Source organism: Staphylococcus sp. HMSC056G08 (genome assembly GCF_001812305.1).
In the GTDB taxonomy this organism is placed as follows: domain Bacteria; phylum Bacillota; class Bacilli; order Staphylococcales; family Staphylococcaceae; genus Staphylococcus; species Staphylococcus simulans.
In genome coordinates, this window is sequence record NZ_KV808446.1 from 109,674 (window position 1) to 132,152 (window position 22,479).

Sequence of the window (22,479 nt, forward strand, 5' to 3'; positions counted from 1 at the left end):
ACCGTCTTTGAAACGGTCTCAAAGAGTCGTGTACGAGCACGATTATTTTATAACATAAATTTATTATAAACACAATAATAAACAGTGTGTAACAACTATTTCTAGCTAAACATTTCACAATCTTGTGACAAATAAAGAAATGTGGTTCAATTAAGAAAACGCTTTCATAAAGTTGTCACATCTGAACTACAGGGAGAGAGATAGAAAAAGGGGGATTGTGAAATGATTACGTTTATTGTTTCAATCATTTTACTAGTTATTGGTTATTTCACTTATGGTAAGTACATTGATAAGATGTTTGGACCGAAAACAGGAAGACCGACACCAGCACATCATCAAAGAGATAATGTAGATTTTGTGCCGATGAAGACATCGTCTAACTCGTTAATTCAATTACTGAATATTGCTGGAGTAGGTCCAATCTTCGGACCAATTATGGGAGCATTGTATGGACCGGTCGCATTTTTATGGATTGTTTTAGGATGTATTTTCGCAGGAGCCGTTCATGATTATTTAACAGGTATGATTTCTATTCGAAACAAAGGGGCACATCTGCCTGAACTTGCGAGTAAATTCTTAGGGAAGGTCATGAAGCACTTCGTTAATATCTTCTCGATTTTATTGTTACTGCTTACGGGGACAGTATTTGTGACGAGTCCAGCGTTATTGCTTCATAACATGATGGACGGTCGTATTGCGTTAGGTATTATTATCTTTGTTATTTTTGTTTACTACATTCTTTCAACGATTTTGCCGATTGATAAAATTATTGGACGTGTTTATCCAGTCTTTGGAGCGTTATTGTTAATCAGTGCGGTCGCAATGGGCTTTCGTTTAATTCAAACAGGTGCACCGATTCCAGAGTTAAGTTTAAAAAATATGCACCCTGATGGCGCACCGATTTTCCCGCTGTTATTCTTTACGATTACATGTGGCGCATTATCAGGTTTCCATGCGACACAAACACCGATTATTTCACGTACTGCGAACAATGAAAAGAATGGCCGCTTTATCTTCTATGGCATGATGGTTGCAGAAGGAGTTATCGCGATGATCTGGGCAGCAGCAGGTATGAGTTTATTTAATGGTTATCAAGGCTTGCAAGGAGTGCTTGCGAAAGGGGAAGCAGCACTTGTTGTGAGTGAGGCATCTCACTTATTGCTTGGTTCTGTTTTAGGTACAATTGCGGTGTTAGGTGTGATTGTCTTGCCTATCACAAGTGGTGATACATCATTTAGAAGTGCACGTATGATTATTGCGGATTACTTGAATGTCAATCAACGTTCTCTAGTTAAACGTATTATCGTTGCAGCACCGCTGTTTATTATCAGTTTCGGCTTAACACAAATTGATTTCACAATTCTATGGCGCTACTTCTCATGGGCAAACCAAACAACAGCAGTGGTTGCATTATGGGTCGGCGCAATGTATCTATTGCTAGCTAAGAAGAACTTCTGGGTAGCAGCTGTACCTGCGACATTCATGACTTGGAATATCTTTGTCTATATCTTAAGTCAGAAAATTGGTTTCGGTTTAAATTTAACACTTAGCTATTATTTAGGTGCTGTATTAACATTAATTTGGATTGCTTATTTCATTTATCAATACAAGAAAGTGACAGCAGGTGTGAAATTTGAGTTAGATCATCCAGTCGTGTCACAGCGAGATGCGGCAGTCTAACAAGGTGTCTTAAATAGATTAGTTCAACCCGTACTCTTCGAAGGGTGCGGGTTTTTAAGTTGTACTAAAATAATGTATTCACTTTAGACACTTAAGCAATATTTATATACATTTAGGAAATTTTAAACGCCATTGCGTTACCTTATGGTAGAGTGATGAACGTAAGGAAGGTGACTTAAAATGGCGCACAGTATAAAGAGACAGTTCCCTACCAAAAAGAACGTGTGATGAATGGTTATGTATTATTGTTATTTAGTATCATAATTATCATGAATCGTTTACTTACTTATGCATTAACAGAAGATTTTAAACAAACCTTACTGTCTTATTTCTTTTCCATTCAAATAATGTGTTTAGTTACATATACCGCAATTTTGTTTAGGTTGAAGGATAAGAAAGAAATACGAGTGTTATGGTAATATTTATCTTTTTGTACATTTCTAATAAAAAAATAAACCATCTACAAACTTTGACAAGTCAGATGGTTTATTTTTTAACCTTCAATGTGTCACCGTCTTTGAAACGGTCTCTAAAGCATCGTGTACCAGCACGGTGCTTTTTATTTTCATCTATATTATGACACAATTTAAATATAGACATAAAAAAAGATGGGTACTGAATACCCATCGTGTTTTGAATAATTATTGGTGGACAGTTTCTTTAAAGTTTTCTAAACGGCGTTCTTTTTCCTCATCACTGAGATTGTGTTTCGCTACATAGCGATTACGTTCGTGCTCTGCACATTCTTTACAGCAAGCACCTAAATAACGGTGTTCGTTTTCTTCTGAAACTAAGATTTGTTTATTACATTCAGGGTTACTGCAGTTGATATAACGTTCGCATGGTGTACCATCGAACCATTCTTTGCCAATCACTGTTTTTTCTACTTGGTTAACGTCTACACTGATACGTTCATCGAAGACGTACATTTTACCGTCCCATAATTCACCTTGTGTTTCAGGGTCTTTACCGTACGTTGCGATACCGCCTTCTAATTGTGCAACATCTTCAAAGCCTTCTTTAAGTAAGAAGCCTGAGAATTTTTCACAACGGATACCGCCGGTACAATAAGTGACAATTTTCTTATCCATGAACATATCTTTATTGTCTCTGATCCATTGTGGTAAATCACGGAAGCGTGTAATGTTTGGACGAACTGCGCCACGGAAATGACCTAAATCAAACTCATAGTCATTACGTGCGTCTAAGACGATAGTGTCTTCATCATCTAAAGCTTCTCTGAATTCTTTAGGTGATAAATATTTACCTGTTGTCTCACGTGGGTCGATATCATGTTCTAAATCAAGTGCCACGATTTCATGTCTTGGACGTACATGCATTTTCTTAAATGCATGACCTTCTGCTTCATCAATCTTGAATGTGATATCTTTGAAGCGTTCATCTGCACGCATATGTGCAATATAAGCGTCTGTGTCTTCTTTTGTTCCTGATAACGTACCATTAATCCCTTCAGTAGAGACTAAAATACGGCCTTTTAAATTGTGTGCTTTACAGAACTCTAAGTGTTCTGCCGCATAAGTTTCTGGGTCATCTATAGTGACATATTTATAATATAACAATACTCTATAATCCATATTATGATACTCCTCAATCTTTCTATCTATTTCTCATTATAAAGGAAAAAGCTAAAACCTAAATGATGCATTAGACCTATTTTTTTACCGATAAGCATTATTTTCCACTGTAATAGCTTAACAAATCATTGTAAATATGCAATAAGTTTGTTTGTGAACTTAATTTCGATTAATGGTTATGAACGATATGGATGGCTAATATAACTATGAACACCAAAATTCTAAACAAAGGAGCAATTGTATGAATATTGATAGTTATATCGCAAAGTTCCTTATGGAAGATCATGAAGATCTTAAACAAAAACAGCAGATGATTGAAGTCTTTAATAAAGAGTTTACGAAAGAAAAATTAGAGCGTTTAACTTATGAAGATTATGTATTGGGAAAAGATAATTATAATGCTTATAGCTATTGGCTGGAGTATAAACTGCATAGTATAGGATCAATTAAAGGCGGAGCGGTAACTAAACATGGTGTTTGGTTCAGTAAAAAGGAAAATAAATTGAAGTGGACTAAATGGTTTGAACAATCTGGCTACGAACCTATTGAACTGGTGAAAGATTTATTATTAAAACTTAGAAATCATGGAGACCATATGAGCTTTGAAGAAATAGAAAAAGAACCTGGCTCAACAACACTGAAATATAAATCATTATACTTATTTTATCCGAATAGGTTTCTTCCAATGTTTTCTGAGTTTTTATACGATTATTATTTAAAGAAAAACAGTATTTCCATTGAAAATATGAAAGGTCTAGGTCAAAAGCAAGATGCGCTACTGAAATGGAAAAGTTCATATGAATTACTCGATAAAATGTCTCCTGCAGTATTTACAAAGTTTCTGTATTATTATTTTGGTAAACCTAGGAAAGAAAAAGATAATAGTAATAATGTCTGGATAGATGGTGGAATCATAAATGAAGGTGTGCAAGAAAAATGTTTAGAACATTTGAAATCTAGTTATAAGGTGAATGAAAATCCACAAATACAAAATCGAAGTCCAATAAGTACAGGTAAGAACGATACGCCGTATAAACCAGATTATGACAGTATTAATCAGAGGCGTTCTTTAATAGGTGAAACCGGCGAAAGAAAAGTGATGCAATATGAAAAGGACAGATTGAAAAACAGTCAACACAGAGAGAGTATTGAGCATGTTTCAAAAGATAATGATGGTGAGGGTTATGATATCATGTCTTTTGAAGAGAATGGAGATCCTCGTTATATAGAAGTTAAGACAACTACAAGCATAAATAATGCGGATTTTTATTTAACCAGAAACGAACTAGAAACTATGGAAAAGCATGAAAATTATTGGGTCTATGTGGTAACTGGTATTTATCAAGATGAGCCTGTCATTAGTCCATTCGAAAAATCAAAGCTAAAAGAATTAGAGTTAGTTCCAGTTTTATTTAAGGCTGCTATCACCTTGTAGAGCTTCACTACATTTGTTTTTCACACAAACGGGTATAATAACTATATATAGAACTTTAAATGAGGTGAGATACATGGCAGAGATTAAACATGGCAACAATAAATTTTATGTTGGTGATGAAACGAAACCAGATGCAGAAATGGATTATACAATGAACGACGATGTGATGACGATTACGCATACAGGTGTAGATGAAAGTTTACGTGGACAAGGTATTGCGAAGCAGTTAGTTGAAGCGGGTGTGAATTATGCACGAGAAAATGATATTAAAATTTTAGCCACTTGCCCATTCGCTAAACAAGTATTAGAAGAGACACCGGAGTATCATGACGTCTTACTAAAAGGTTAGTCTTAGGTATGTCTTAAAACCCTTGTAATGACAAGGGTTAGTGTGTTTGAGGTAAGTGTAAAGAAGCGCTGAGATATGACGTCCCAGCGCTTCATTTTAATGCAGTTTTATCTTGATTCCAGTTGGCGAATATTACATATAATCTTTAGATTTTCTAACTTAAATTTCTTCTAATTGGTTTTCGATTTGTTCACGTTTGTGTTCTAAGAAGTCAGGTAATGCGAGTTTGCTGCTTAGATCTTTAACATCTGTGTCGACCGTAAAACCAGGTGCTTCTGTTGCGAATTCATATAAAATTTTGTTGTTACGATAGTAGATAGATTTAAAGAAATAACGGTCAATAATACCTGAAGTACTGCCAGGCAATTGTTCTAATTTATCTAATAATGTTTCTAAAGCTTCATCAGTTGGTACACTCACTGCAATATGATGTACATAACCACGTCCAGGTTTTACACTTTGACCTTGTTCTTCAACTAAGACAAAGTCTGTATAACGTCCATTAGGATTTAATGTATAGACATTATCATCGCCAAAGTGTGCGTGATAACCTAATGTGTTGGTTAGAAAGTCAATAGTAGGTTGTAAATTGCGTAAATGTAATTCTACAGGTCCCATTCCTAAAATTTGAACTTCTTGAGGCACATCTGTATAAGGATTCGCATGCCAAGCGCTAGGAACTGCGTTGTTACCATTGACCATAAGTATTAGTTTTAAGCCATCAGGATCTTCGAAAGCTAATGCTTGTTGTCTAAGGTATGTGATAGCTTCTGTTTCAACTTGATTCTCGTTCAGACGTTCTTTGAAATAACCTAATGCTGCTTCATTAGGTACGAGTAATACTAATCGTTCAATACTATTGGTACCTGAATGATGTTTTCCTAACATTTTCATTTCAAAGAAAGTTAACAAAGTACCTGGTGCACCTGTTTCATCCCCATAGAATAAGTGGTACATCGATGGATTATCTTGGTTCACAGATTTTTCAATTAGGCGTAAACCTAAGACTTCTGTATAAAATTGTTTATTTTCACGCGCATCTTTTGTGTACATTGAGATATGATGATGTCCTGTAATCAGCGTCATACTATCCCTCCTATTTATCTAGTATACTTTTTATGCTTATATCATAACCGTTCCTTTAACATAAAGAAAGTTTTATGTTTTTTTGTATAAATTTACCCCAACTTTTGACAAAACACGCAAACCTTAAGTTTTTGCTTTGAGGATAATCGCGTTATCGGGCATAATAGAAGCAAATACCTAAGAGAAATAGATGGGGTGAAACGATGAACTTGGTGAAAATATCGCTGCTGATTGCGTTAATGTGCTTGTTAGCATTGATTGAAATGATAGTCGCATCAACCATAGGACTAAACTATATCGTGGCTGTACTCATCACGATAGTTATGGTGGTATGCATCGTATTAATCATACTCGAGATATTTAAAGGTAGAAGGAAACAATAGATAGCTAAAGAGGAACCTGATCCAGCCAGTTTGCGTATGCATCCGTCTAGGTCAGGTTATTTTTTATGGGAAAATAGCGAAAACACTCGTACATGTAACAGTGTTATGTTACATTATGATTAGGAGGATAATTATGAAAGAACAATTAATCAGCAAAAAAGACTTATTAACAGAATGTGGCATTACTTACGGCCAATTGTATCGTTGGAAACGTAAACACTTAATTCCAGATGAATGGTTCATTCGTAAATCTACTTTTACAGGTCAAGAAACGTTCTTACCTAAAGCCAAAGTCATTAAAAGAATCGAAGATATTCAACGTTATAAACATGACTATGTCTTAGATGATATGGTCAAAATGTTCGCAGATGACGGTTATGAACCAGAAATAGAATACAAAGATAATGACACCTTGATTCAGTCATGGGCAGGTTTCTTTTATCGCGAAGTCGGTAAAGTCTTGTTAGAACAATATCCGCAAGATCAAGCGGTTTATGTGGGTACTATTTTAGATGAAGTAGTAACACGCAGTATTGTCTCAATGGAAGAAGCACAAGATTTACAGGCGTTTTTACTAGAATATAGTGAAAATGATAAAGAAGCAGAATTATATATCTGTCGTAAATTCGGAATCACGTTTTATTTGCTGATTGAACAAAATACGCCGATTAAAATCGATGATAGTGTAAGAGTCTTAGAAACAATTAACATCCAAAACCTATTTAAGAAAGAAGTGTAAACATCATGAGTCAGTCCATCAAAGGCATGGGTAAGAAGCAATTAGAAGACAGTGAATATGACGCGATTACTTTATTGGGAGAAGTTCAATTTCCATTTGAAACCAGTGTTAATAACATTAAAATGACGGGTGAAATTACCGCATCAGACCAAGTCAATGTAAACAAAATCAAACTGATAGGTAATTTTACTGGTCGTAAAAATGTACATGTAACAACAGCTTCTATTATCGGTGAAGTTGAAGTAGAAGAAGATTTAACATTTGAATTACTTAAAGTGACAGGAACTGTTGATGTCAAAGGTCATTTAAACGGTAAAAGATTAAAACTTCTCGGGGTACTTGAAACAGAAGGTAATTGCGAAGTAGATGAACTTAAAATCGATGGTCAAGTTAAAGTCGAAGGAATGTTGAATGCAGATACTGTTGACGTACATGTTCGACAAGATAGTTATGTTCGCGAAATTGGGGGCAATGTGATTCACATACGCAAACATGATGGGGAAAAGAAGAAGTTTAAGTTTATAACTGTCATGACTTCTCAGTCAGATTCTGCATACTTGACTGCTGAGGTTATTGAAGGGGATTGTATAGAAGTCAACCGTGTTAAAGCGAAAGTCATTCGTGGAGATCATATTATCTTACATGAAGATGTAAAAGTTGAAACGGTTGAATATACAAAGACCTTAGAATGCGCCCAAGCAGCACAAATCTGTAAAATTACGAAACTATAAATTGTATTTTTAGACGTATTCTTCCTTAAAATATCAGAATAATTAGATTGTTGTTACTATTGTTTTAATTTTGTGCTAAAATTAATCTTTATTCTTAAGCTAATCGTTGAAAAACGGTTAGTTTTTTATATACAGGGGGGAATATTATGGGATTTTCTGCTGAACCAATTTTAATTTGGTTCGTCATTGGTTATGGGGTATTGATGGTTGCATTAGGTTTTGTGTATTCAAAGAAAGTAGAGAGTAATGAGGACTTTATTCTCGCAGGTAAATCACTCGGGCCAGTCGTATTAATGGGGACATTACTTGCGACATGGGTCGGTAGTGGTTCTGTCACAGGCGGTCAAAACTCGCTGGCTTATAGTTTTGGATTATGGCCGGCAGTCGGTTATGCGATTCCGAGTATTATCGGAATAGGGACAATTTTTATTATTAGTTCGAAAGTCAGAAACTATGGAAAATATACTGTAGCTGAGATATTAGAGATGAAATATGGAAAGGTCGCAAGTTACTTTGCGGCAGTCATTATCATTTTAGCGTTTGTAGGGATTGTCTCGTATCAATATCAAGGACTTGGCTATGTATTACATGTTTCAACAGATATTTCAGTAGAACTCGGTACTATTATTGCGGCAGTGATTATTATTTTACTTGCGACTATGGGCGGTTTGATGTCAGTCGCACCAACAGATGCGTTAAGTGCATTCTTAATTACAATTGCGTTGATTATCGCAGTACCTGTCGCAATTGCGGTCGGTGGCGGCTGGGATACTATTTTGTCGAATGTACCGAAAACACATTTGAAACCAATGGGAACATTAACTTTTGTTCAAATTTTAGGTTTCTATATTCCAATGTTGTTCTTACTGTTAGGTGATCAGAATATTTATCAACGACTGGCGTCATCTCGTGATAATAAAGTGACACGTATCGGTACGATTGGGTGGATTGTCGGTTTATTAATCGTGACACCACTTATTTCATTGCTAGCATTTATTTCTCGTTCGATTTTCCCAAAAATTGAACCAGGAATGGCTTTGATTGCGTTAACGAGTCAATTGCCGATTGTGATTGGCGGTGTGCTCATTGCAGCACTTACTGCGTTTATCACTACTACAGGAAATTCATATTTATTATCTGCTGCGACAAGTGTCATTTATGACTTGTTCGGGGATAACTTTAAGTATAAGCATGAAAATAAGATGTTATTGATGACAAGAATTCTTGTACCGATTTTAGGTGTGATCGCATTCTTATTAACAATGTACTTCCCATCAGTGTTATCTGTTCAAATGTACGCTTATACCGTATACGGTGCAGGAATTACACCGGCATTATTAGCAGTGTTTATTTATCCGAAAGTCACGAAAGCAGGAGGCCTTGCTTCAATGGCAGTCGGTTTAGTAACAACACTGATTTGGGAACTTGGTTTTGTTCAAAGTACAGGTATTAACTCTGCGTTAATTTCTGTGCCGCTGGCGATTATTGTGTTAGTAGTTGTGACATTATTTACTTCTAAAGGAGGCAACCAACGTGAACTTGAAACAACGTCTTGATGCGTTTAGAGAAACGATGAAACAACAAGACATCGATTTAAGTATTGTAATGAATTTTGAGAATCAAATGTATTTTACTGGCTTTAAAGCTGTCATTTATTCGCGTCCAATTATTTTATTTATTTCCCAGGAAAACATTGAAGTAATTGCGCCGAAACTAGAAGAAGCGCATTTCAGAGATAAAACGGGTATTCAAGATATCTATACGTATACTGAAATTCCAGTCACAGATGATGTTCCGACGCATTATCAAACAGTCTTTAATGACTTATTAGAAAAATATCAAAATGTCTCAACGATTGGGATTGAAACAGGCTTCTTACCCACACAATTTTATTTAGATATTGTGAGTCATAACTTTAAAGTGAAAGATATCGGTCAAGCATTAGTAGAACAACGAACTTATAAATATGAAGATGAACAACAAGCTATTAGAGAGAGTGGAGAAATTGTCAGTCAAGCCGTGGCGCAAACGATTGAATATGCGAAAGCAGGTTTGACTGAAATGGATATCGATAACTTTGGAAACAGTTATTTATTCGACACGATTTCTCAAAACTATCCAGATGCGGAATTTGGATTTTTTGTAATGTCACCTTCAGGTATCAAACGTTCTACAATGCCACATACATTCTCTAATACGAAACAAATTCAACAAGGTGATGTGATTGTACATAGCCGTCAATTAGAGTTGAATGGATATCGTGCAGAATGTGAACGTACTTTCTTTGTTGGCGAGCCGACTGATGAACAGCGCCATGCATTTGAAGCGATGGTTGAAGCGCATAAAGCTGCGTTAGACTTTATTGAAGTGGGTGTAACCGCAAATGCGGTCGATCAAGTCGCAAGAACAATTCTTGAAGCGGAAGGTTATGGTGACTATATCAGTCATAGAACAGGTCATGGTATAGGTATTGGACAACATGAAGAACCCTCATTGCGCTTTGATAATGAGCTAGAGTTAAAAGAAGGCATGGTCTTTTGTGTAGAACCAGGTATTTATATTCCAGGCGTCGGCGGCTTCAGACATTCTGATACGGTTATCTTGAAAAAAGAAGGAACAGAAGTTGTCACAAACTATCCGCATGACTTAGAAGATTTGATTAAATAAACAATGCATAATTAAAAACCTGTGCTATCGTGTGATGGCACAGGTTTTTCAAGTTTCAATGATTATTTGCTTCGTTCTCGTAATAATAGACCAAGTAATGAAAATGAAAAGACCGCAAAGACAATGTTCATAATAGATAATACTTCAATAATGACGATGTCTTTACCTAAACGTTCAAACGCTCTGTTTTGAAGTTCTTGGTCTGTTGTGAAGCTGTCTTCACTAATACGTGGGTCTTCAGTTAAATCTTCTTTCATTCTTTGTTTTACAAAAGGCATTGTAACATCCTCCTTTGTTAGTAGTTACATTCCCTTTTGATAACCAGACAAAACTTTACTTATTGAATCGCTTCTTTATTTAATGCACGGTAACTGATCCAGCTGCTGATAAGACCGATAATTAAAATAGCTGTCGCAAATAACAATGCTGCATTATAATTGCCGGAATCTCCAATAAGATAGCCTGACACAAACGGCGCAATCATTTGGCCGATACTGTAAATAACAGTTAATGTAGCGATAAAGTTAGACTTACCGCCAGTCTGAAGCATCAACATTTGTCCTTTAGACATGAAGAGTGTCGTCAAACCTAAGAACGTACTACCGAAGATTAGTGAGCTGATAATTAAACTGACAATATGATGTGAAAACACTGGTAAAGCGACACTGATAATTTGTAGACCAAATGCCATATAAGTTGCTTTACTATAATCCATTTTCTCCGCAATCATTGACCATACTACTGTAGAAGGGATAGCCCCTAAGCCGACAAACATCCAACTGAGTGCTGCATATTCAGAGAAAGCAGGGATTGATTTAATGATTGCGACTAAGAAAGTTCCGGTAATAATATAGCCTGCCCCTTCACAGAAATAAGCAATAGAGAACCAGCGCATAAATGTTTTGTTGAGACGGAAGGGTGTCTTAGAAGTCGCTTTATGATGCGCTTCAACATTAATATCTGGGTTTTCTCGCATAAAGAAAATAACCAATAAACTTAACGCTAATGAAAAGAGCCCAAGGATAATCCAAGTCATTTTCCATGAGTTGACGTCTGTGTAGAAGAAGACAAAAATACTGCTTGAAAAGAGCCCGATACCAACAGCGCTATAGAGTAAACCTGAAATACCTTCTTTATGTGCTTGTCTTAATGCTTCTAATACGACGTTAGAGGCTAAGACAAAGACTGTTCCGCTTGTGAGTCCTGCGATTAAACGCAATATGGACCATAAAATGAAATTTGAGGTAAACCCCATAAAAATTGTAGAAAGCACGTTTAATACTAAATAAATTTTCACATCGACGACTTTACTTTTAATAATCCAAAACATCGGAATAATCGCACCGATTAAATAACCGAGATAATTAATCGTCGCAAGTAAGCCAGCCCCTTTACCATCCATGTGTTCTGCTTGCTGCATAAACGGTAAGATAGGTGTATAGGCAAATCGACCGATGGCCATTACAATAAATAATGATGCCATCCCGAGTAATAACTGACGATGTGCGTGTTGTGACATGGCATTCACCCCTGAAATTTGATAGATAACCTCATTATACGCCTCAATATACTTTAATAATAATGATGATTCTTGATGTTTAACATAAGTAAAAGTTATCATGCTTATAAAAAATAGACCACTTTCTATTGAAAGCAGTCTATCTATAGTTAAAGTAGGGTTGTTAATCCAGTTTATTATTTCTTGTCTTCTTTTTTATCGTCTTTGTTATCTTTCTTATCTCCGCCTAATTGATCTTTAGCGAATTCTTTACCTTTTTCAATATACTCATCTTTATGTTCGTTTAAGTGATCTTGACCTTTTTTCTTAATATCATCAAAGTTCATAATCAAATTCCTCCTTAAAAATTAAGTACAGTTATGTGTTACCCCACGTATAGAACGTGAAACATATTAAGCGTAATTCTTTTTTAATTATCGTACACTGCCTAATTTTATTATAGATTTTAAGTTTATAGCATTTAAAATTCTTCTTTAAAGGGAATTACATTATTAAGTATTAAAGGAGGAGACAGATTATGGATTATACAACACTTGGTAATTCAGGATTAGTCGTTTCGAAATATGCGTTAGGTTCTGTTCCATTCTCCGCAACGAATGGTTTTGAAAATGCGGGTGGTGTAACAGAGAAAGAAGCGGCATACTTTATAGACTATGCTTTAGAGCAAGGTATTAACCAATTTGATACAGCAAACCTTTATGCTAAAGGTGATGCAGAAATTGCGTTAGGAAAAGCAATCAGACATCACAGAGATGAAATGGTCATCAGTACCAAAACAGGATTCCCATACAACGATATCGCAAATAATGTCGGTGCATCTCGTTTGAATATAGAGCGTTCGATTGACCATTCTTTAAAACGTTTAGGTACAGATTATGTTGATTTATATTATATTCATACATGGGATGGACAAGTGCCTGTAGAAGAAACGATTCAAACGATGAATGATTTAATTCGTAAAGGTAAAATTCGTTATTGGGGCGTATCTAACTATAGTGGTTGGAATTTAGCCAAGACCTATACACTGGCGGTAGAAAATAATATGGCGCCGCCGATTGCGCAACAAATCTATTACACGCCTGAATCAAGAGAAGCGGAATATGAATTGTTGCCTGCAGGTACAGAATTAGGTGTCGGCAATAGTATCTGGTCGCCTTTAGGTGAAGGATTACTTACAGGTAAGATTACCCGTGATAAAAAAGGCGAACCCAATACCCGTCAAGGTGATGGATGGGCTGAGCCTTATGTAAAAGATCATGAGTTGTTCTATCGTTTAATTGAACTTGTACAAGAAATAGCACACGCACACAATGCGACAGTGCCACAAGTGATTTTAGCTTGGTTGAGAGAACGTCCAAACGTGGATTCAATTGTCTTAGCTGCACGTAATCAAGCACAACTGAAAGAGAATATCGCATCTTATAATCTGAAACTTACAAAAGAAGAACATCAAATGATTACGGATTTAACACAGCCACAACCGATTTATCCACTATGGCATCGTGCGATGAATTCAGCAGCACGTGGTTCTGAAGCTGAAAAAGTATATTTAGAAGAATATAACCGTTTAATGAATCATAGTGATACGTTACTTTAAATCAGTGAAGTGCTGTAATTTAAAAAAGAATTTTAAGAAACAAACATTTATATTTATTGAAAATGTAAAAGATATTGAAGATTTTAAGTAGACTATGGACGTATAACTCATGTATTAGTATACTAATGATAATTGTAAGCTTATAAAATTTTTAACAATACTAAAGAGATAGGGGAGGGTTTTATATGATCAAACGAACAGGTGAGCATGTCTTAACATGGATTGGTGTCGGAATCGGTGCGTTAATCGTATTATTTGTGGCTTTAATGGTTCCATTAATGCAAAGTGATGACTTTGTAGCAGGTATGCAGCAAAGTGATGCCAGCTTAACGTATGAAGAAATCTCACAAGTAGCTTCAGGTATGCAAGTACTCGGTACTTTCGTATTAGTGGCTAATGTAATTGCGGTGATTTTAGCTATTGTCGGCGGAATCTTTATTAGCAAGAAAGCAAAAGCAGCAGCTATCTTATTATTAATCGCAGGTATCGTGGCATTATTATGTAACTGGATTTCAGCGATTCTTTGGATTATCGCATCTATCATGTTATTCAGCAGAAAACCAAAAGCAGCTTCATTAACTCAAGATGGTTACTATAACTATGATAAAGCGAATGAATTCGCACAAGAACGTTCACATGAACGTACAAGAGAAGAAGATCCATATAAATACTAATTCAATCAATATTTAAGCCGTCTCATACAGAGGCGGCTTATTTTCATTTAAAATGAAATTATTGATTCTAATACCATAAATTTTTCTCAAAGCGCAGAATGAAAACGACTAAGAAGATGAAGATAGTGTGACCTATCATCCAAACAATATAATCAATCCAGTGAAATTGGTAGATTGGGTTAATAGACCAAGTAATAAGTGAAGGATAGATAACGGCGAATAATACGATAATAATCAGAATACCTGCTGGATAGACGTAAGAGTCCCGGATGGCTTGAAAGACGACATATATCATTGTGGTAAAGACAATATGTAAGATGAATTTAAGCCCAAAGCTCACATCAAAAAAGCCTGGCACAAAATCCACATTTAATAATAAACTTGCGAGATGATGGGTATAAAATAAATCGGTCAGGCTGAATAAGCCGAATAAAAAGACAGATAAAATTAAAATGGACATTGCGTGGTACAGTACTTTCATAAATGACGCCATCCTTTATTAAGAGGTAAGTTTTATTGAGCGTATCATACTTTTAGTAGATTTAGAAAAGTTAAAGTGAGAATAACGTCAGTAATATAAATGTTTATTAGGTGGCATATAACTTAAAAAATTGGCAACCTATTAAACATGTGGCAACGCTGGAAGTAAGGAATACATACACAGACTTCCAGTTGCACGACACACATGGACTTTGAATATGATATAGTAACGTTAATTATTTACACCTACCGATAATTAGAAAAAGAAGTGAAGTAATCTGTACAGCGCAAGTCCTAAAACAACTAATAGAACGATGAGTCTGGGTTTGGTAAAGAGTACACTTCTCTTTGGTTTTTCCTCTTTATCAGGATCATAGTTTCTCAATTCTTCTTCTATTTCCTGATTAATCTCATCTAGACTTTTATCTTTCTCTGTGGTCATTGCTGAAAGCCTCCTGTAAATTGTTAAGATTATCTATACAATAAACCATAAGGTTGAAGCAATGCAAAACTATTACTTTTTGGAGGTCATCATGTATACATTAGAAACGATTGCACAAATCTTAGATACAGAACTACTTGATGCACAAGGAAAGGAACAAAATCCTATTGATGATTTTGAATATCAAATGCTGCATGTTAAGTCAGAATCAACCGCATTCATCTCTATCAGTGAAGCATCATGGAAACAATATTTAAAGAAATCAAAAGTGATGAAAGATGGTAATGCGCAAATCCCAAAAGATGTTTCAAAGATTGGTTTGATTATTACTGAAACCTATGTAGAAGATTTAGCACATCAAATTCCACAAATTGTAGTGAGAAATGCGATTAAAGCTATGAAAATATTAGCCTTACATATTCGAAAACATTATCATAATCCAGTCATTGCGTTAACAGGATCCATGGGGAAAAGCTCGACACGCTTAATGTTAAGTGCGGCGTTACAACCTTATAAAGTCCAACAAAATAGAGGGAACAGTAATACACGTAGTGCCATTTATTTGCATATGTGCAAGTTAGCATCTAATCCAGATATTGCGGTTTTCGAAACGTCTTTAAATGCGTTAAATAATCGTGGAAATATGGCTGAAGTATTGAAACCACAAATTGCGATTGTCACAGGAATCGGCTCTGCACATCTATCCACTATTGGTTCAACGGAAGAAATTGTAGCTTTCAAATCAAGGATTTTTGCGGGATTAAATCAAGACGGTATCGCGATTTATAATGGTGACACACTCCATCAAAATGAGCTGAAACAAGCTGCATCAACTCATACTAAACATGTATATCGTTATAGTACTGAAGATAATTCGGCAGACATTTATACGACACAAATCAAACCTGTGAAAAAAGCAGTAGAAGTGACAACGAATGATGGTTATCAATTTGAAGTGCCTTCTGTCAGTAAGGGCATGGTTGAGAATGCTTTGGCAGTATTATTAACGTTGAAACATTTGAAAGTTGATGTAAAGCAACACTTGAAACAGTTAGCGCAAACTCAACTTTTTAAGAAGGTCTTAGAATTCAGACCTGTGAAAAGTCTGCATGAAGAAGCTACGGTACTTGATGATACGCATAATGCTTCTTTGCCTGCAATGTTGAATGCGATTGATGCGTTTAATTCACAAGCGCCATTCTTTAAAGGACATAAAATTATTGCGTTAGGTCAAATCAGTGATTTAGGTGAGCAGACTGACCGCGTGCATGCTGAATTAGTGCCTGCCTTAGAACAGTCTGAAGCGGATTATATTTTATGTATGGATCAACCATTACGTAAAGTAGTGAATAAAGTTAAAGGTAAACATATTACGTGGTATCACAATAAAGATTTAATGTTGAAAGATTTATGTTATTTGATTAATCAGGATGCTTTAGTGTTGATGAAGTCTTCTGTAACTCAAACAGAGTTTTCCAAAGTCGCAAGTCAGCTTCAAAATGCTTTGCTGCATTATGAGAGAAGCGGGGACGAAGAGAAGCATTTTGAAGCGGCTGCTAGTCAAGGGCGCGCATATCTTATTTATAATTTAGAAACTGATCAGATTGAAACGCAATCTAATCGTTATGGTTCAGCCACAATAGAAGGTTTGACACCGATTATTTACTACCTAGATGCAAAACAACGAGAAGTTCAAAATTATACGGTTACTCTCAAACAATGGCCCACAAACGATGACACTTACTATGAAGGTATGCAGCTTTCGTGGGGTGATCTAGTAGAAGCCATGACTGACGCACCATATCCATCGTTAGTCTATCAATTAGCACACGAACTGTATCCAACGCATCAAGCAAGAAAAAAACATGTGCAAGAATTGGTTAAACAATTAAAAATGTCTGATTCTGTAGCGATTAACTTAACAGGACGTTTCAGAATGAAAGAGCGTCAAACGTTCAGTGTAGATGACTTACTCGCCTTATTAAAATATGGACAAAACCAATTATTTGAGAATGATAAAGGTGGAATAGTCATTGGTGAATACGGTCGTCATGGCATTTTAAAAGAAGGTAAGCAAGTTATTATTTTCACAGGATTTGAAAGTGAAGATGAAGCAAAATCATATTTATCAAGAAAAGTCTGAGGTTAGCCTCGGACTTTTTATTTTATTCTCAAAATGGATTTTGAATTAAAATGTGATTTATGGTAAAACTATATTAGTTTTAAAATAATCGGTAGGTAATTTATAAATAAAGATGAGTTCTATATAAATATAAATCTAACCAATTGCATGGGATTAATCAAACTTGGACAAAATGTGTCTGAAAAATAAAAACATTGTCAAATTAATGCAAAATTGTTTATTTATTGCTCACTTGTGTAACATAATAGGGTAAGGCCTTACAAAAATAAGTAGGAGGGATTTCTTGAATAATCAAGACTTTTTCAACAAACGCAATCGTTATTCAATTCGTAAAATCACTGTAGGGGCTGCCTCAGTTATTGTAGGGGCAACATTATTTGCGAATGCGAATGACGCACAAGCCGCAGAAAATACTACAAGCGGTGAGACAACGAACGTCACTACAACTACAGAGTCAACACCACAAGAACAAACTCCGACAACTGACACAAAAACACAAAGCACAACGACAACTGAAACAACAGCTACACAAGATCAAACACCAGCTCAAGATACATCAGCAACAAATACAACTGATGCAAAAGCAGAGCAAACTGTAGCAGGGGAACAAGCATCAACTGATTCTACCCAACAGTCGACAGAAACAACTGCACCAAAAGCAGATGCACCAGCAACTACAGAAACAAAAACACCAACAAATGAAACAACTGCAGATACAACTGCGACTGAACAAAATACAACAGCTAAAGAACAAGCACCAAAAACTGATGCTCAAACAACAACAGATACAAATACAGCAAACACAACTACAACTGAGCCGAAAACAACTGATCAAGATGCACAACCAACACAGGAAAATGCATTAAATGCTTCAACACCTGTTGCGCCAGTTGAAGCTCCAACAACAGGCACAAATGAAACAACAACACAACAAGCGCAATCTGTTGAACCACAACAAGATGCACAAACAACTGCACAAGCACCAGTATCAGATGCTGAACAACCAGCATATGATCCAAATGCAGCGCAATTATCTGATGCAAACGCTACTACAGCAGCAACAGTAGGTGACACTTCAAATACAGCTGATCCAGCAGATTTGAATAAATCAGTACAAGATTACTCAAATCAAAAAGATAGTTCTGAAGTACTTGCAGCACCAACAAATACAACTGCAACACGTTCAACTGAACAACCTACACAAGAAGGAGCTGCACAAACATTTGCACTAGCGCAAGCAGCACCGACTGGCAACAATGTTGATGGAGATGTAACAGCTTCAAATATTCAAATCGGTCCAAACTCAATTCAAGCGAACGATAGTGAATCAACATATATGTCAGCTGATTTAGCAATTGCTGACAGTGTTCAAGCTGGAGACTACTTCAATGTTCAATTCCCAGAGTACTTGAACTACTACGGAAACAGTACACCAAGCAGTTCTAAAATTCCTGACTTGATGAATGGTACTGAAGTAGTTGCAACAGGCGCATTTAATCCTGATTCAAACTCACTAACATACACATTCTCTGATTATGTTAATAATCACGATAATGTAACAGGTCATTTTGAAATCCCATTATATGCGGATAGACAAGCTGCACCAACAGACGGCACATACCCAGTACAAACAAATGTAGCTGGTGAAACATACAGTACTGATATTGATATCAATTACAGAACTTCAGATTCACCATACCCATCAAACGTAGATAGCTTTATCACTACAACTGATAGAAACACTGGTGAATATAGACAAATTGTATATGTAAACCCACAAGGTAAACAATCGTATAATGCGACAGTGAACTTATACAATTATTGGCCAGATACAGCTGACGGCACACCAGCTCAAAGTTCAGCACAATTAAATCCAGATGTGACAAACTTCAAGATTTACGAAGTGAGAAATGGTGAACAACTGAACCCAAGTTTCTACGTAGATGAAAACAATCCAAACTTGGTAGACGTTACAAATAATCCAGATGCGATTTACAACTTCAACCCACAATATTCAGTAGATGAAAATGGTGGAGAAGTTCTATCACTAGATTTCCAAGACTTAACTTCAAACGGAAGTCGCTATATTATTGTTTTAGATAGCGTGGCTCAAGACGGTTCACGTGAACAAATCAAAACAAGATCAGAAATGATTTCAGATGCGACAAATGATGGCCAAGGTCATACTTACTACACATGGGATAACTACAACGTTTATAATAGTGGTTCTGGTGAAGCAGACGGTGACGATACAGACGCCGATGCTGACGCGGACGCAGATGCCGACGCAGATGCCGATGCCGATGCAGACGCTGACGCAGATGCCGATGCTGACGCGGACGCAGATGCAGACGCTGATGCAGACGCAGACGCTGATGCAGATGCCGATGCTGACGCAGATGCCGATGCAGACGCCGACGCCGATGCCGACGCTGACGCAGACGCAGATGCCGATGCAGACGCAGACGCAGATGCCGATGCCGATGCCGACGCAGACGCCGATGCTGACGCCGATGCAGATGCAGATGCAGACGCCGACGCCGATGCTGATGCCGATGCCGATGCCGACGCAGACGCAGATTCAGACGCAGACGCCGATGCCGACGCAGACGCAGATGCAGATGCAGACGCAGACGCAGACGCAGACGCAGATGCCGATGCTGATGCCGACGCAGATGCCGATGCCGATGCCGACGCGGATGCAGATGCTGACGCGGATGCAGATGCAGACGCTGATGCCGACGCGGATGCAGATGCCGACGCAGATGCCGATGCCGATGCCGACGCTGATGCAGATGCAGACGCAGACGCCGATGCCGATGCCGACGCAGACGCAGATGCCGATGCCGACGCAGATGCTGATGCAGATGCTGACGCCGACGCCGACGCAGATGCCGATGCCGATGCCGACGCCGATGCTGACGCAGATGCCGACGCAGATGCTGATGCAGACGCAGATTCAGACGCAGACGCAGATGCTGATGCAGACGCAGATTCAGATTACCCTGTTGAACCAAATGAACCAGGTAATCCAGATGAACCAGGACACCCTGGCACTCCAGAACAAGGTACTACACAAGGTTCAAATGGTGAACAACCAGCACAAGCTGAAGGTCATGGCGATAAAGAATTACCTGACACAGGTGAAGAGAATAATAATAAAGAAGCTACATTATTCGGTGGCTTATTCGCAGCACTAGGTTCTGCATTATTATTCGGACGCCGTAAGAAAAATAAAGAACAATAATTCTATTTAAATAGTGGGCTGGACTTTGTTCCGGCCCATTTATACATACTGAATGAGAAGGGGTTTGGACATGACAATTAACAACGAGATTGAACAAATTTTACAAAAAGCAGATCAACAGCTATTAGGTAAAGATTATGTGTTTGTTAGTTTAGGTGATCCCAATATGAAAGCTTCTGTAAAATTGATTAAGCAGTCACGTAATCTTAAAAGAGATATTACGAAACAATATGAACAGTTTAAAAAGAAAGCTGGTAAGTATCCTAAGTGGGTTAAAATTGATTTTGTTTATCGTACGAAAGAAGTTGTCTTTGAAGATGTTAAAAGAGATTTAGAAGAGACACGTCGAAACTATATTGATTACGGAATTGCTTATGATAAGAATTGGAATTTAACTTTCATGGCAGAAGAAATTAATATTAATGCCTTTGTCAGACCGACTAAAGATAAAAAGTCTTTCTTCTTATCTGAGGATAATATCAATAACTATTTGAAGAAATATACAAAACATAAACAGTTCTATAGACATCAAGATTATATGGGTAAGCCGATTAAAAAGTTTTATACAAAGGGTTACTTTATTGAAAATCATGAGGTTTATGAACTAGCCGCAGAGGGTCGTGAAAAAGGATTACGTCATGTTGAAGATTTGTCACAAGAAATTGATAAAATGTTGGAAACTTCGACAGATTATCTTGCGAATGAATTACAACCAAGCGGTCAATTTATCTATGGTTATTTTCCACACTTCGATAAGAAAATCAGTTTCTATAATAATTTGAGACATGCTTCTTCAACTTATGCGCTAATGGAAGGATTACATTACTTAAACAAAGATATCACTATTGCTGAAAAAGCGATTGATTACTTAATCGACAATTACTTATACAAGCAAGGAGAAGTCGCACATATATTTGATGACACCAAAAATATTAATGAAATTAAACTAGGTCAAAATGCGGCATTTGTTTTTGCGATTTGTGAGTATCTAAAAATAAAACCAGGTAACCAGAAGTATTTAGAAGCTGCACAACAAGTGGCAGAAGGTATGGTTTCAATGATTGACAGTGAAACAGCTGAAACTGTACATGTCTTACAATATCCTAGTCTAGAAGTTAAAGAAAAGTTCCGTGTGATTTATTATGATGGTGAAGCTGCGTTAGGATTATTACGACTTTATCAAGTTGATCAGAATGAAAAATGGTTAGAAATAGTACGTCATATGTTTGAACGATTCATTTCACAAAGTTACTGGAAGAACCATGATCATTGGTTAGGTTATTGTACGAATGAATTAATTCAAATTGCGCCTGAAGCGAAATATATAGAATTTGGAATTAGAAATGTTTCTAGTTATTTAGACTACATTAAGAATCGTATTACAACTTTCCCAACATTCATGGAGATGTTGATGGCAACGTATCATATTGTACGTAAAGCCAGAGAAAAGGGTTTTGGGGAAATCGTAGATCGATTGATTAACGTAGATGACTTAATGACAACGATTCATAAACGTGCAGATTATCAACGTACAGGATACTTCTATCCAGAACTTGCGATGTACTTTAAAAACCCAAAACGCATTCTTGGTTCGTTCTTTATCAAACACCATGGTTATCGTGTGCGCATTGATGATATAGAACACTATATTTCTGGTTACGTCCAATACCAAAAAGTCTGGCTCTCTGTCAAATAGGACTGGTGAGCAAAAA

General features: G+C 36.7%; 19 protein-coding genes. 12 read left to right on the forward strand and 7 right to left on the reverse strand.

The annotated features are described in order from the left end of the window. The first annotated feature begins 222 nt into the window (after positions 1–222). The gene (locus HMPREF2846_RS02880; RefSeq protein ID WP_070462949.1) at positions 223–1,680 is read left to right on the forward strand and encodes a carbon starvation CstA family protein; all 1,458 of its coding nucleotides are present in this window, start codon (positions 223–225) and stop codon (positions 1,678–1,680) included. A gap of 641 nt (positions 1,681–2,321) precedes the next feature. Here the strand turns inward: HMPREF2846_RS02880 and HMPREF2846_RS02885 are convergent. Next, positions 2,322–3,275 (reverse strand): oxygen-dependent tRNA uridine(34) hydroxylase TrhO, encoded by a 954-nt coding sequence (locus HMPREF2846_RS02885; RefSeq protein ID WP_002480141.1) that lies wholly within the window; start codon positions 3,273–3,275, stop codon positions 2,322–2,324. Between the two features lie 241 nt (positions 3,276–3,516). On the opposite strand from HMPREF2846_RS02885, the gene HMPREF2846_RS02890 reads away from it, so the two are divergent. Together HMPREF2846_RS02890 and HMPREF2846_RS02895 are read left to right on the forward strand one after the other, a co-directional pair. Beyond that, positions 3,517–4,710 carry a protein NO VEIN domain-containing protein gene (locus HMPREF2846_RS02890; RefSeq protein WP_070625626.1) on the forward strand — a complete coding sequence of 398 codons (1,194 nt, stop codon included), beginning with the start codon at positions 3,517–3,519 and terminating at the stop codon, positions 4,708–4,710. A gap of 34 nt (positions 4,711–4,744) precedes the next feature. Beyond that, the gene (locus HMPREF2846_RS02895; protein WP_256274097.1) at positions 4,745–5,059 is read left to right on the forward strand and encodes a GNAT family N-acetyltransferase; all 315 of its coding nucleotides are present in this window, start codon (positions 4,745–4,747) and stop codon (positions 5,057–5,059) included. A gap of 159 nt (positions 5,060–5,218) precedes the next feature. Here the strand turns inward: HMPREF2846_RS02895 and HMPREF2846_RS02900 are convergent, their stop codons facing one another. Then, entirely contained in the window at positions 5,219–6,145 is a 927-nt protein-coding gene (locus tag HMPREF2846_RS02900; RefSeq protein ID WP_070625630.1) for a VOC family protein, read from the reverse strand. Between the two features lie 516 nt (positions 6,146–6,661). On the opposite strand from HMPREF2846_RS02900, the gene HMPREF2846_RS02910 reads away from it, so the two are divergent. The 4 genes from HMPREF2846_RS02910 (at position 6,662) to HMPREF2846_RS02925 (ending at position 10,665) form a co-directional block, all read left to right on the forward strand. Next, a complete protein-coding gene (locus tag HMPREF2846_RS02910; protein ID WP_023014755.1) occupies positions 6,662–7,267 on the forward strand; it encodes a DUF4004 family protein in 606 nt (201 codons plus the stop codon). Positions 7,268–7,272: 5 nt separating this feature from the next. Beyond that, complete coding sequence (locus HMPREF2846_RS02915; protein ID WP_070625632.1) at positions 7,273–7,998, forward strand: hypothetical protein; 726 nt, start codon at positions 7,273–7,275, stop codon at positions 7,996–7,998. 146 nt (positions 7,999–8,144) lie between these two features. Further along, complete coding sequence (locus tag HMPREF2846_RS02920) at positions 8,145–9,554, forward strand: sodium:solute symporter family protein (RefSeq protein WP_070625634.1); 1,410 nt, start codon at positions 8,145–8,147, stop codon at positions 9,552–9,554. Next, on the forward strand, positions 9,532–10,665 hold the full coding sequence (locus HMPREF2846_RS02925; protein WP_070625636.1) for a M24 family metallopeptidase: 1,134 nt from the start codon (positions 9,532–9,534) through the stop codon (positions 10,663–10,665). Before HMPREF2846_RS02920 ends, HMPREF2846_RS02925 begins: the two co-directional genes overlap by 23 nt. A 62-nt stretch (positions 10,666–10,727) precedes the next feature. Here HMPREF2846_RS02925 and HMPREF2846_RS02930 read toward each other — a convergent pair whose 3' ends face one another. The 3 genes from HMPREF2846_RS02930 to HMPREF2846_RS14340 all read right to left on the reverse strand — a co-directional run bounded on the left by HMPREF2846_RS02930 (position 10,728) and on the right by HMPREF2846_RS14340 (position 12,510). Then, complete coding sequence (locus HMPREF2846_RS02930; protein ID WP_002480131.1) at positions 10,728–10,943, reverse strand: hypothetical protein; 216 nt, start codon at positions 10,941–10,943, stop codon at positions 10,728–10,730. A 59-nt stretch (positions 10,944–11,002) separates the two neighbouring features. Continuing rightward, positions 11,003–12,184, reverse strand: coding sequence for a YbfB/YjiJ family MFS transporter (locus tag HMPREF2846_RS02935; RefSeq protein WP_061055093.1), 1,182 nt, complete (start codon positions 12,182–12,184; stop codon positions 11,003–11,005). A gap of 176 nt (positions 12,185–12,360) precedes the next feature. Then, positions 12,361–12,510 (reverse strand): hypothetical protein, encoded by a 150-nt coding sequence (locus tag HMPREF2846_RS14340; protein WP_002480129.1) that lies wholly within the window; start codon positions 12,508–12,510, stop codon positions 12,361–12,363. Between the two features lie 191 nt (positions 12,511–12,701). On the opposite strand from HMPREF2846_RS14340, the gene HMPREF2846_RS02940 reads away from it, so the two are divergent. After that, positions 12,702–13,781, forward strand: a complete 1,080-nt coding sequence (locus HMPREF2846_RS02940) for an aldo/keto reductase (protein WP_070462834.1) — start codon at positions 12,702–12,704, stop codon at positions 13,779–13,781. 185 nt (positions 13,782–13,966) lie between these two features. Beyond that, positions 13,967–14,455, forward strand: coding sequence for a DUF4064 domain-containing protein (locus tag HMPREF2846_RS02945; protein ID WP_002480127.1), 489 nt, complete (start codon positions 13,967–13,969; stop codon positions 14,453–14,455). Between the two features lie 67 nt (positions 14,456–14,522). On the opposite strand, the gene HMPREF2846_RS02950 is transcribed toward HMPREF2846_RS02945, so the two are convergent. Both HMPREF2846_RS02950 and HMPREF2846_RS02955 read right to left on the reverse strand, forming a co-directional pair. Beyond that, complete coding sequence (locus HMPREF2846_RS02950; protein WP_002480126.1) at positions 14,523–14,936, reverse strand: hypothetical protein; 414 nt, start codon at positions 14,934–14,936, stop codon at positions 14,523–14,525. 255 nt (positions 14,937–15,191) lie between these two features. After that, positions 15,192–15,377 carry a hypothetical protein gene (locus HMPREF2846_RS02955; protein ID WP_002480125.1) on the reverse strand — a complete coding sequence of 62 codons (186 nt, stop codon included), beginning with the start codon at positions 15,375–15,377 and terminating at the stop codon, positions 15,192–15,194. 91 nt (positions 15,378–15,468) lie between these two features. Between HMPREF2846_RS02955 and HMPREF2846_RS02960 the strand changes: the two genes are divergently transcribed. From HMPREF2846_RS02960 to HMPREF2846_RS02970, 3 genes are all read left to right on the forward strand, one after another. Beyond that, positions 15,469–17,520, forward strand: a complete 2,052-nt coding sequence (locus HMPREF2846_RS02960) for a Mur ligase family protein (protein ID WP_070625638.1) — start codon at positions 15,469–15,471, stop codon at positions 17,518–17,520. Between the two features lie 283 nt (positions 17,521–17,803). Beyond that, positions 17,804–20,767, forward strand: a complete 2,964-nt coding sequence (locus HMPREF2846_RS14865) for a fibrinogen-binding adhesin SdrG C-terminal domain-containing protein (RefSeq protein WP_070625640.1) — start codon at positions 17,804–17,806, stop codon at positions 20,765–20,767. Between the two features lie 70 nt (positions 20,768–20,837). Then, positions 20,838–22,463 (forward strand): poly(glycerol-phosphate) alpha-glucosyltransferase, encoded by a 1,626-nt coding sequence (locus HMPREF2846_RS02970; RefSeq protein WP_070625642.1) that lies wholly within the window; start codon positions 20,838–20,840, stop codon positions 22,461–22,463. Positions 22,464–22,479 lie beyond the last annotated feature (16 nt).